This window comes from Clostridium polynesiense (genome assembly GCF_000820705.1).
In the GTDB taxonomy this organism is placed as follows: domain Bacteria; phylum Bacillota; class Clostridia; order Clostridiales; family Clostridiaceae; genus Clostridium_AA; species Clostridium_AA polynesiense.
The window spans coordinates 61,916-74,087 of the sequence record NZ_CCXI01000111.1 but is presented as its reverse complement, the minus strand read 5'-3'; the positions used below and the strand labels follow the sequence as shown (position 1 = coordinate 74,087).

The 12,172-nt window shown below is 36.0% G+C and carries 11 protein-coding genes; 10 read left to right on the top strand and 1 reads right to left on the bottom strand.

All coding sequences use genetic code 11. The annotated features are described in order from the left end of the window. From TA89_RS10590 to TA89_RS10560, 7 genes are all read left to right on the top strand, one after another. The coding region (locus tag TA89_RS10590; RefSeq protein WP_147590112.1) for a PRD domain-containing protein at nt 1-988 on the top strand (988 nt) is incomplete at its 5' end. 213 nt (nt 989-1,201) lie between these two features. Then, nucleotides 1,202-1,549 (top strand): PTS lactose/cellobiose transporter subunit IIA, encoded by a 348-nt coding sequence (locus TA89_RS10585; protein ID WP_242850119.1) that lies wholly within the window; start codon nt 1,202-1,204, stop codon nt 1,547-1,549. Between the two features lie 29 nt (nt 1,550-1,578). After that, nucleotides 1,579-2,109: a glycine/betaine/sarcosine/D-proline family reductase selenoprotein B gene (locus tag TA89_RS10580; RefSeq protein WP_040213253.1), complete on the top strand. Its 531-nt coding sequence runs from the start codon at nt 1,579-1,581 to the stop codon at nt 2,107-2,109. 105 nt (nt 2,110-2,214) lie between these two features. Next, nucleotides 2,215-2,523, top strand: coding sequence for a PTS sugar transporter subunit IIB (locus TA89_RS10575; RefSeq protein WP_040213252.1), 309 nt, complete (start codon nt 2,215-2,217; stop codon nt 2,521-2,523). Nucleotides 2,524-2,536: 13 nt separating this feature from the next. Continuing rightward, nucleotides 2,537-3,871 carry a PTS cellobiose transporter subunit IIC gene (gene celB / locus TA89_RS10570; RefSeq protein ID WP_040213251.1) on the top strand — a complete coding sequence of 445 codons (1,335 nt, stop codon included), beginning with the start codon at nt 2,537-2,539 and terminating at the stop codon, nt 3,869-3,871. 74 nt (nt 3,872-3,945) lie between these two features. Beyond that, a complete protein-coding gene (locus TA89_RS10565) occupies nt 3,946-4,407 on the top strand; it encodes a hypothetical protein (protein ID WP_040213250.1) in 462 nt (153 codons plus the stop codon). A 55-nt stretch (nt 4,408-4,462) separates the two neighbouring features. Further along, the gene (locus TA89_RS10560; RefSeq protein ID WP_040213249.1) at nt 4,463-5,788 is read left to right on the top strand and encodes a 6-phospho-beta-glucosidase; all 1,326 of its coding nucleotides are present in this window, start codon (nt 4,463-4,465) and stop codon (nt 5,786-5,788) included. A gap of 149 nt (nt 5,789-5,937) precedes the next feature. On the opposite strand, the gene TA89_RS10555 is transcribed toward TA89_RS10560, so the two are convergent. Next, on the bottom strand, nt 5,938-7,287 hold the full coding sequence (locus TA89_RS10555) for an APC family permease (protein WP_040213248.1): 1,350 nt from the start codon (nt 7,285-7,287) through the stop codon (nt 5,938-5,940). A 462-nt stretch (nt 7,288-7,749) separates the two neighbouring features. On the opposite strand from TA89_RS10555, the gene pfkA reads away from it, so the two are divergent. From pfkA to rlmD, 3 genes are all read left to right on the top strand, one after another. Next, entirely contained in the window at nt 7,750-8,709 is a 960-nt protein-coding gene (gene pfkA, locus TA89_RS10550; protein ID WP_040213262.1) for a 6-phosphofructokinase, read from the top strand. Between the two features lie 96 nt (nt 8,710-8,805). Further along, nucleotides 8,806-10,224 carry a pyruvate kinase gene (gene pyk, locus TA89_RS10545; RefSeq protein ID WP_040213247.1) on the top strand — a complete coding sequence of 473 codons (1,419 nt, stop codon included), beginning with the start codon at nt 8,806-8,808 and terminating at the stop codon, nt 10,222-10,224. Nucleotides 10,225-10,561: 337 nt separating this feature from the next. After that, entirely contained in the window at nt 10,562-11,932 is a 1,371-nt protein-coding gene (gene rlmD, locus TA89_RS10540) for a 23S rRNA (uracil(1939)-C(5))-methyltransferase RlmD (RefSeq protein ID WP_040213246.1), read from the top strand. Nucleotides 11,933-12,172: the final 240 nt, after the last annotated feature.

Genomic DNA, 12,172 nt, shown 5'->3' with positions numbered 1-12,172 from the left:
CTATGACATGAGTCTTGAAAAAGATCCTCAGGCTGCTTATCAGGAACTTAAAGAGCTCATAGTTAAAAAGCATCAGGGAGCAGGAGTAATGCTTCTTGTGGATATGGGGTCTCTTGGAACCTTTGGAGAACTCTTAAGCAAGGAAACAGGAATTGATATAAAGGTATTTAATTTGGTATCCACTCCAATAGCCATCGAATGTTCAAGGAAGGCGGTAATCGATACTGATATTAATAAGATTTATGAGGATGTAAATTCATCTATATCCAATTATGCTTCCTATAATGTTAAGGTTACTGAGAGCTTTATACCTGAGGGAGACAATATAATAATAACCTTATGTACTACCGGTGAAGGCAGTGCTGTACAGTTGAAAAACTATTTAGAAAATAAGATAGCATTGCCTGATTATAAGGTTAAAATATTCCCTATGTCCTTAAACAATAAGCAGCATATGTACAATGTAATAAACTCACTATCCAAAAAGAAAAATATACTGGCTATTGTGGGAACCATAAACCCTAAAATTTATGGTATACCCTTCATATCTATGTATGAAATATTCGTAGACAGCGAATGTACAAAGCTTAAGAAGCTTATAGAGAACTCTAGAGCTATAGGAGATCCTCAAGAGAACATGGATTATAATTCATTCCTTCAGGTGCTGCAGGGGGATATAACCAATATGAACTTATTTAATTTTCAAGAGATATATTATAAATTTATTTTAGATTTGGAAGTGAGGATGAACAAGGCTATAGAGTATGATATAAGAATAGGACTTATGGTTCATATAGTCTGCAGCATAAGCAGTATTATAGCAGGAAAGCTAACCCCCTCCTGCTACTCCAAGGAGGAATTGATGAAAAAATACAGCAATGACTTTAACTCCATAAGAAAAAGCATAAAAGTCATAGAAGATTATTACGATATCAATTTTTCTGACGATGAAATCTGCTTTATATTAAGAAATCTAGTAAGTGAATAATGAGTATAAATTATTCTCGTAGTCTTTGATGTGTATAAAAAATAAACACATCTTAAGGTATTATTTATCCATGTGTATATAATCTGTATAAAATTATTATTTAGATTTGTATAAAAAGCTCTGTAAATTAAGCCTACAGAGCTTTTTATATATTTTGGCACGGTTATTGCTTTAAATATTTATATAATAAAATAACTAACTGGAGGAATGATTATGACAGATTCTGTTAATGAAGTTATGAGCAGTGAAAAGACCTTCGAGCTTATAAGCTATTCGGGAGACGCAAGAAGCTATATATATGAAGCATACAATTTAGTAGTGCAGGGTGATTATGATGGCGCAGACAAGCTTTTAGAAAAGGCTGATGAGTCTATAATTCAGGCTCACAACATGCAGACTGCCTTAATCCATAAAGAAGCAGCAGGAGAAAAGGTAGAACTAAATCTTCTTTTAGTCCATGCTCAGGATCATTTAATGACAACTCTTCTGGCAAAGGAACTTATGAGGAATATGATAAACATGCAGAAGGAAATCAATGATTTAAAAAAAGCTAAGATTTAAATCAAATAATAGTACAGATGGTGATTGATATGATAAAAGTAGTTCAATTTTTAAATCAGGTGCAGGCAGGTTTAGGAGGAGATGAAAAAATGAATCTTTCTCCTTCAGCGCAAATGGGCGGTGTAGGCTTAGGAATGCTTTTAAAAACAAATTTAATGCGGAATGGAGGTGATATAAAAGGTACAGTTATCTGCGGTGACAATTATTTTTTAGACAATAGAGAAAAGGTTATTGAGGAGATTCTTACACTGATTAAAAAATTTAATCCTGATGTAGTAGTATGCGGTCCAGCTTTAAATTATAAGAGATATGGTGAATGCTGCGGCTACCTGGTTGAAGCTGTGGAAGAAAGGCTGAATATACCGGCTTTTGCTGCCATGGCAGAGGACAGCACAGGTAAGGAGCTCTTCAGAAAGAAAATTTACATTATTAAAACTCCCGGAAGAGGAGGAATCGGACTAAACGATTCTTTAAAGAAAATTGCCGCTTTTGCAGTTAAACTTGCAAAGAAAGAAGCCATAGGAACTGCGGAACAGGAGGGATATTTTCCAAGAGAATAAAAGATTTTAAATGTTTCTCTGCCTATCCTATTAATACAGGTAAAGTGAATATATATAACTAACAGAAATATGTATAAAAAACAGTAAATTTAAGGAGGTTATTCTATGGTTAATATCGTTTTATTTTGTTCTGCGGGAATGTCTACAAGTTTGTTAGTAACTAAGATGGAGAAGGCAGCAAAGGAAAAAGGGATAGAAGTTTCTATAAATGCTTATCCTGAAGCTGAAATGAGTAAACGTTTAAATGAGGCTGATGTAGTGCTTCTAGGCCCTCAGGTTCGATTTGCTCTTCCAAAGGCTAAAAAACTATGTGATGAAAAAAATATACCTATCGATGTAATTAATCCTAGAGATTACGGCTTGATGAATGGAGAGAAGGTATTAGAACAGGCTATTAATTTAATAAAAAAGTAAAGGGGGATATAACATGAGTAAAATTATGGACGTGATGGAAAACAGGCTTATGCCTGTAGCAGGTAAGATATCAGGTAATAGATATCTTAGTGCTATACGTGACGGTTTTATGCTTGCAATGCCGCTTTTGATTATAGGAGCTATGTCGCTGCTTTTTGCAAATCTTCCCATACCGGGATATCCTGAATTTATGGCAAGAACCTTTGGAGAAAACTGGAGAGTATTTTTTGTAAGACCTTTTGAAGTAACCATGGCAATTATGACTATATTTGTAGTGGTTGGCATAGCCAGAAGCTTAGCTGAATATTATGATTTGGAAGGAATAAGCTCTGCAGCAATTGCTCTTGTAGCATTTTTCCTGTTAACACCTTTTACTACAAACTTTACTCCTGAAGGTGCTTCTGCTGCTATAAAGGTAACAGATGTTATTCCTATGGAATGGCTTGGAGCTAAAGGATTGTTTGTAGGTATGTTTACTGCTATCTTTGCCACAGAAATAATAAGATTTATAGTTAAAAGAGGCTGGGTAATCAAAATGCCTGAAGGGGTTCCTCCTACAGTATCTAAAGCTTTTTCAGCCCTTATACCTGCATTTATAGTTATTTTAACCTTTGATTTAGTGAGATTGGGATTTGCTTTTACAAAATATGAAACCGTTCATGGATTTATTTATACCTTCCTGCAGGCTCCTCTCACGGCTTTAGGATCAAGCTTAGGGGCAACCCTTGTTGCAAATCTGCTTATAGGCTTATTCTGGGTATTCGGTATCCATGGAGCTAATATAGTTGGTTCCGTTATGAGTCCTATATGGATATCTCTATCTGCGGAAAATCTTGCTGCCTTCGAAGGAGGAAGGGCACTTCCTCATGTAATCACCCATCAGTTCCAGGAGCTTTATCTGCAGCTTGGAGGCTCAGGTTGTACACCGGCACTATGCTTGGCAATGGTATTTGTATGCAGATCCCAGCAGTGCAAGAAGCTTGGGAAGCTGGCTCTTCTTCCTGGATTATTTAATATAAACGAGCCAATAACCTTTGGTCTTCCTATAGTGCTTAATCCAATTATGATGATTCCGTTTATATTAACACCTATGATTTTAGCTGTGGTTTGTTATGGGGCTATTTCCTTAGGTTTAGTTCCCAGACCTTCAGGAGTTATTGTTCCATGGACTACACCTCCGATAATAGGAGGCTTCCTCATAGCAGGAATAAGAGGAGCTTTGCTTCAGGTGGTTGAGCTTATAATAAGCTTCTTTATATATTTCCCATTTATCAGGGTTGTAGATAAGCAGTACTATGAGCAGGAGCAATCCTATGAAAATGCTGAAGGAACTGTGTTAAACAGCTGATGAATTAATATACAGGTGGCTATAAAATATTATAGCCGCCTGTATGTATATAAGAGCAAGGAAAGGAGAGTTATATGACTATATTTGAAGAATTTAAATTGAGCTTCAAACCGCAGAGATATCATAAATTCAGGGAAGAATCCCTTGGAAGAACATTAATATATCAGCTTATAATTACTGTTTTAGCCCTTGCAGTTCTCTTTTTCAATCAGCTTACTAAACAGTTTTTAACAGGTAGTGCCAATCAGTTTTTAAACCTATTCAGAGGAAGCACTATATACAATGTTGCAGGAACTGTTATTTATATGTGGCTTGGGATTATAATTTCTGCTTTGTTATTGTCATCTGTTTTTTACGGAATTAATCATATAAAGCATATAAAAACATATAAATTTAAGGAAATATATAACTATACGGCCCATTCGTTGACTATAGCCGCTCTTTTATCCCCTTTTTTCGGACTCTTCTCAGCTTTGGTATCTATAAGCGTTTATGTTTATGCGGTGAGAATGGAAAGAGGGGCCGTAAAGGGATAATTATGCATGAGGCATTTATATAAATATAAACTATGAGAATATGGAGGTAATATTTATGAAAAAAGGCATAAAGATTGCTACTATAGGGGGAGGATCCAGCTATACTCCGGAAATCATAGAGGGCTTTATAAATAAAAAGCTTTCAGGAGAGCTTCCCTTAGAGGATTTATATTTGGTAGATATTGAAGAAGGAAAAGAAAAGCTTGAAATCGTAGGGAACCTTGCAAAAAGGATGGTTTCCAAGGCAGAAGCAGACATAAATATTCATCTAACCTTTGACAGGAGAGAAGCTTTAAAGGATGCGGATTTTGTAACCACTCAATTCAGGGTAGGGATGATGGAGGCAAGGATAAGGGATGAAAAAATCCCTTTAAGATATAACCTCTTAGGGCAGGAAACCACAGGGGCAGGAGGCTTTGCAAAGGCACAGAGAACCATACCGGTAATTTTAGATATCTGCAGGGATATGGAGGAGCTTTGTCCTGATGCATGGCTTATAAATTTTACAAATCCTTCAGGAATAATAACAGAGGCGGTGCTAAAGCATACTAAGATTAAGGTGATAGGACTCTGTAACGTTCCTATAGGTATGGTAAACATGGTGGCTGAGCTTTATGGAGTGGAGGCTGACAGAATTTCTATAGATTTTGCAGGGCTTAATCATCTGGTATGGGGAAGAAAAATATATAAAGATGGAATAGATGTAACAGAAGAGGTTCTTGATAATATCGTAAAGGGCAATTCCTTCAATATGAAAAACATACCGGATGTGGATTTAAGCAAAGATTTAATATCAGCCTTAGGAGTGCTTCCTTGTCCATACCACAGGTATTATTATTTAAGTGAAACGATGCTTAAAAATACTTTAAAGGATTCAGAGGAAAAGGGAACAAGAGGTGAGGTGGTTAGAAAACTTGAAAATGATCTCTTTGAGCTTTATAAAGACCCAGATTTAAATATTAAGCCTCCTCAGCTTGCTAAAAGAGGAGGAGCACACTACAGTGAAGCAGCAGTAAATTTGATTAATTCTATATACAATGATAAAAAGGATATTCAGTATGTTAATGTAAGAAATAATGGAACTATACTGGACATTCCTGAGGATACAGCTATTGAATGCAGCTGCGTTATAGGAAAAAATGGAGCTAAGCCTATACACATAGGACATTTGGAAACAAGCATGAGAGGGCTTCTTCAGGTAGTGAAGGCTTATGAAGAGCTTACCATAGAGGCTGCAGTAAAGGGCGACTACAGCGCAGCTCTTAGAGCTCTTGCAATACATCCTTTAGTTAATGATTCAATAAAGGCAAAAAAGGTATTGGATGATATAATAAGAGAAAATATAGAATATCTTCCTCAGTTTAAGGATTTAAATCTATAGCATAAAGCTAAGACTTAATTTTTAATCATTTACCAATGTGAAGATAAAATAAAGGACGAGATGATGCTTTATCCTCGTCCTTTGTTTTTTAATTATGTTTATTATTCTGTTAATATATTATACCTTCCCGTGGATAATCACTGTAAAGATTATGAGGATTTTTCTTTCCTATTGTAATAAATCTGAGACAATATAATCACTAATAAACAGAAGCCGGCATAATAAATAAACAGACTGTTTTGAAGTCCGCCGGAAAGTATAAATAAAGATCCTAAGCCAGCTAAAGCAGGAAATACTAAACCTCTTAAGGGACTGGTTATTTCCTTATTTTTATACATCTTATATACCTGATAATAAAGAGCTATGTACAATAAGTAGCTCATAGCTATAGAAATCTCTGAAATATCAGAGTTTGGGAGAAAATCATATTTTGCGGTGATATAATGTACCAGCATCCACAAGCTCACTAAAGAAAAGGCAAAAAGTGAAGAGTTAACTGGCATGTCCAATTTTTTATCCATAGCAGAAAGCTTATTAGAAAAAGGCATCATTCCCCGGCGAAGAGCCATGGAATAAGGCATACGTATAAATCCCAGTATAAGTCCGTTTACAGTTCCCATTACAGATATGATAACGAATATGGTTACAGCCTTTGCAAAAACAGGCCCAAACAAGTTAGAGGCTGCCAGGGCTACATGCTCGTCCCCTAATGCCATAACATTTTCAGGACCTATGTATGAAGATATTCCTACAAAATAAATCACATATAACACAAGTATGAAAAGGGGAGCTATAATCAATGCTTTACGCATATTCCTCTTTGAATCTTTAATCTCATGGGCAACTGAGGTAGATACTATCCATCCGTCAAAGGAAAAGGCTATAGGTCCTATAGCAGCAATCCATGAAGAACCTTTAAAGCTTTGCAGAGATACATTAGAAAATCCTGAAAGAGGATCTCCATAGATAAATCCAAATACTGCTAAAAACAAAAGAGGTATCATCTTAATTATTGTGGTACAGTTCTGAAATATTCCGCCTGCTTTAGCTGAAAGGGTATTAAAAAGAAAACATATTATAGTGAAGCCGTAGCCTATAAGTATTTGTGTTTCTAACCTTCCCGGCAGGTTTAACAAAATACATGTATATACTCCTACTACCCAGGAAACCACAGCTATTAAAGTAGGATAGTAAACAAAGGTTTGAAACCATCCAAAACCGCAGGCTGTACGGGAACCTAGAAATTCGTCAGCATAGGTAACTATACCGCCGGGATTACTGGTTCTGGAAGCAAGCTCCCCTACAGTGATTCCGCCGAATATAATAGCCATAGCAGCAATTACGAAAACTACTACACCAAGAAAAATACTTCCTCCCGCAGCAACCAGTATATTATCGCTTTTAAAAAATATTCCGGAACCTATACAGACTCCTACTATCATAGCAATGGCTGTAAACAATCCGTATTTTTCCTTGTGTTTTATAGAATCTTGTTTCATGAATGTATCCTCTTTTCTCAAAAACTTATAATAATGAATATGAATGTTGTTTCAACAGAAATTATATTTAATAATAGTTATTGTTTTATAAAATTTATACCTTCAAGTATAGCATCGACTAAATGTAAAAACAAGAATAAAAATGACGAAAAATACTTTAAATTAGCAATAAAATTATAGTATTTATGTTTAAATAATATTAAATTAAATAAAATTTTGAAAATATAAAATTTTATACTTTAAGCTTTATGGTAAAACTTTCAAGATATCATATGTAAGGAATATTTAAAACATCTGATACACTTAGTTAACATATATGTAAAAGTATATGGGTATAATAAAATTAGGTTATTATTGAAAAAAGGTTGAACTTTTTGTAAAATGAAGGTATTAATATATGTGGGATAATTTTAAGTTACACGGGATGGAATTAGTCCCTATTACAGGAGGGATAAATGAATGATTAGGAAAATTGCAATTTTGACCAGCGGAGGCGATGCTCCGGGAATGAATGCTGCCATAAGAGCAGTAGTAAGGATGGCTTTACACAATGGTATAGAAGTTATGGGAGTAAGAAGAGGCTATGCAGGACTTATAAATGGTGAGCTTTTTAGAATGGATAGACATAGTGTTTCAGATATAATACAAAGAGGCGGAACTATACTTAGAACTGCAAGATGTGATGAATTCAAAAAAGAAGAGGTAAGACAAAAGGCTGCTAATATACTTCAGGCTTATGGAGTAGATGCTTTAGTGGTCATTGGAGGAGACGGATCAATTACAGGAGCTAAACTGTTATCCAAGCTAGGTGTGGCTGCAGTTGGAATTCCTGGAACTATAGACAATGATCTTGCTTACACAGATTATACTATAGGCTTTGACACAGCTTTAAATACTGTACACGATGCTGTTAATAAGCTTAGAGATACTTCTACTTCTCATGAAAGAGTAAGCGTTATAGAGGTTATGGGAAGAAGATGTGGAGATATAGCTTTATATGCAGGTTTAGCAGGTGGAGCAGAAGCTATAATACTCCCTGAAAAGGAGTTCGATAAGGAAGAGCTCATAAGAACCATACTGGATGGAAAAAACAACGGTAAGATGCACAACATAATAATGCTGGCTGAAGGAGTAGGAGGAGCAAATGAGCTTGCTGAATATATCCAGAACATATCCGGACTTGAAGCCAGGGCAACTATTCTTGGTCATATTCAAAGAGGAGGCTCACCAACAGTAAATGACATAGTACTTGCATCAAGAATGGGAGCTAAGGCTATAGAAGTTTTGATGGAAGGTAAGAGTGCCAGGGTAGTAGGAATTAAAGATAATGTCATAATAGACGAGGATATAGATGAAGCACTGGCTAAAAAGAGCGTATTCGATGAAAAACTATACGAAGTAGCAAAAATTTTATCTATGTAACTATATATTTATAGCGTCTTTAAAAGTAATACAATATAATAGAAATAGCTTTGAAACCTTGAAAAAGTGAAATAATAGCAAGGGAGTGTTTTATTAATGAGAAATACTAAGATAGTGTGTACTATAGGACCTGCCAGCGAAAAAGAAGAAATATTAAGGGGCATTATAGAAGCTGGCATGAATGCTTCCAGACACAATTTTTCCCATGGTGATCATAAGGAGCATGGAGAAAGAATAAAAATGGTGAAGGAGCTTTCCAAAGAATATTATAAACAGATAGCTGTAATACTGGATACCAAAGGTCCTGAAATAAGAACAGGCAAATTTGAAGGCGGCAAAGTAGAATTACATTCAGGAGAAGATTTTGTAATTTACTGTGGAGAAGAGGTTTTGGGAGATACATCAAAGTGTTCTGTAACCTATTCAGAGCTTTCCAAAGATGTTAAGCCTGGAGATAAGATACTTATAGATGATGGACTTGTAGGACTTGAGGTTAAAAATATTGAAGGTAATAAGATATACACTGTGGTAAATAACTCAGGTATGGTAGGAACTCATAAAGGTGTCAATGTTCCAGGAGTTTCAATAAACCTCCCAGCTATGACAGAAAAGGACAGAGAAGATTTAAAATTCGGATGCAGTATCGGTGTTAACATAGTTGCAGCCTCCTTTATAAGAAAGGCGGATGACGTATTAGCTATAAGAAAGGTTTTAAATGAAAACGGCGGAGAAAATATACAGATATTTTCTAAGATAGAAAACCAGCAGGGCGTGGATAACATAGATGAAATACTTGAAGTTTCAGATGGTATCATGGTAGCAAGAGGAGACCTGGGAGTAGAAATACCTATAGAAAAGGTGCCTTCAGCTCAGAAGATGATTATAGAAAAGTGCAATAAGGTTGGAAAACCTGTAATAACAGCAACTCAGATGCTTGATTCCATGATGAGAAATCCAAGACCTACAAGAGCAGAGGTTTCAGACGTAGCCAATGCTATATTAGACGGAACAGATGCAATAATGTTAAGTGGAGAAAGCGCTAATGGAAGTTGGCCTGTAGATTCAGTTAAGACCATGGCTGCCATTGCTGAGGAAGCAGAGCAGCACTTAACTTATGAGTCCGCTAACCTAAAATTCGGTAAGCGTGCTAAAACCATAGGAGGAGCAATATCCAGATCCACCTGTAACGTTGCTATGGAGCTTAATGCAGCTGCAATTATAACTTCAACTCAATCCGGTTCAACAGCAAGGAGGGTTTCAAGATATAAGCCTGAATGTCCTATTATCGCAGTAACCTCCTATGAATATGTGGCAAAGCAGCTATCACTGGTATGGGGAGTATATCCAATGCTGGCAGATAAGATAGAAACTACCGATGAGATGATTGAACAGGCTACTGAGGCAGCAAAAAAATCAGGGCTTGTTAAAAAGGGAGATATTATAGTCCTTGCAGCAGGACTTCCTATTTATGAAATAGGATCAACAAACATGCTTAAGGTAAGTATTGTAGAGTAGTTCTATATAAATAAAAAGAGAGCCTTAATGATTAATTTCAGCAGGCTCTCTTTAAGTTTTATGCTATTTTAATGAAAGAGTAACTAAATTTCTTTTAAAAAGTTTACAAAAAGTTTACACATTGAAACTTTTTAATTTAATATAATTAAGTGTATATTCTTTTTTAAGTTTGGACAAAATAGTAAGATGATTAAATGGCAACTGATTCTTTTACTTAGCACCTTAGGGTGCTCTTTTTTTTTGCCTTTTTCTTGACTTTATAGGATAATTAAAGGAAAATTGAAATTACTTGTTCATATAAATAGGCTGAGCCTAATAAAAATAAAAGGTGATTACATTGATAGAAAAAAATAAGGAATATATATTTGATATAGTAGATCAGGGCTATGAAGGTGAAGGAATAGCTAAAACTGAAGAAGGCTTTACAATTTTTGTACCGGAAGCATTAAAGGGTGAGAGGGTAAAGATTAAAATAGTTAAAGTAAAGAAAAACTATGCCTACGGAAAGCTTATAGAAATAATCACCCATTCTGAAAATAGAGAGATACCGGTGTGCCCAATATTCAAAAGGTGCGGAGGCTGCTCCCTGCAGCATACTTCCTACAACAATCAGCTGGAAATTAAAACTCAAAGGGTAAAAGACTGCGTAACAAAAATAGGAAAGCTTGACTCCTCCCTTGTAAAGAATACCTTAGGAATGAAGAATCCATACAGATACAGAAACAAGGTTCAACTGCCTGTAGGAATAAATAAGGGAGAGCTTCAGATAGGATTTTTTGCTCCAAGGAGCCACGATATAATCAACATGGAAAGCTGCTTCATTCAGGATGAAGCTGCAGACAAAGTAGTTAAGATAGTAAGAGCATGGATAATAAAGAATAATATAAAGCCATATATAGTAGAAGGGGAATACTCAAAAGAGGGACTTCTCAGGCACATTATGGTAAGAAGAGGCTTTAAAACTTATGAAGTCATGGTGGTTTTAGTGACCACTTCAGAAAAGGTACCTCACAAGGATGAGCTTATAAATGCTCTTATAGAAGGTATTCCTGAAATAAAAAGTATAATGCTAAACATAAGCTCAAAGCCAACTAACGTAATATTAGGAGATAAGAGCATAGTGCTTTATGGAAAAGACCTTATAAGCGACTATATAGGTGACTTTAAATTTAATATTTCCCCACTGTCCTTCTTCCAGGTAAATCCTGTACAGACAGAAATACTATACTCAAAAGCCTTGGAATTTGCAGGGCTCTCAGGAAAGGAAACAGTATTTGATGCCTACTGCGGCACCGGAACCATATCCCTATTTCTCTCCCAAAAAGCAAAAAAGGTATACGGAGTGGAAATAGTACCGGAGGCCATAGAAAATGCCATTGAAAACGCAAAGGAAAATGGTATTGATAATGTAGAATTCCGAGTAGGAAAGTCAGAGGAAATCATCCCTCAAATGATAGAAGAAGGGATTAAAGCAGATGTGGTGGTGGTAGACCCACCAAGAAAGGGCTGCGAAAAATCTTTGCTTGAAGCTATAGCAGATATGGCGCCTCAAAGGATAGTATATGTATCCTGCGATCCTTCAACCCTTGCGAGGGATTTAGCAATATTGAAGGAAATGGGCTATGAGACTATAAAGGTACAGCCGGTGGATATGTTTCCGCAGACGGGGCATGTTGAGGTGGTAACTTTGCTCGTCAAGGAACGGTAGTGACGAAGAGGAGCATTTAGTGCCACCCCATGTAAAGGACGTCTAAGAGAACAGTAGTTAGTTCGATTGGAAACGGCCTACTGCTGAGAACTTAACTTTACTTGTCAAGAACCCATAGGGACGAAGAGAAATAATTAGTACGTTCTATGCAAGGCTTACTCAAGAGAAAGAGCGTTAGTTAAGGCTGATTGGAGATAAGCTCCTGCAGAGTATGTAAATACAAGAGAATACTGAATTGAA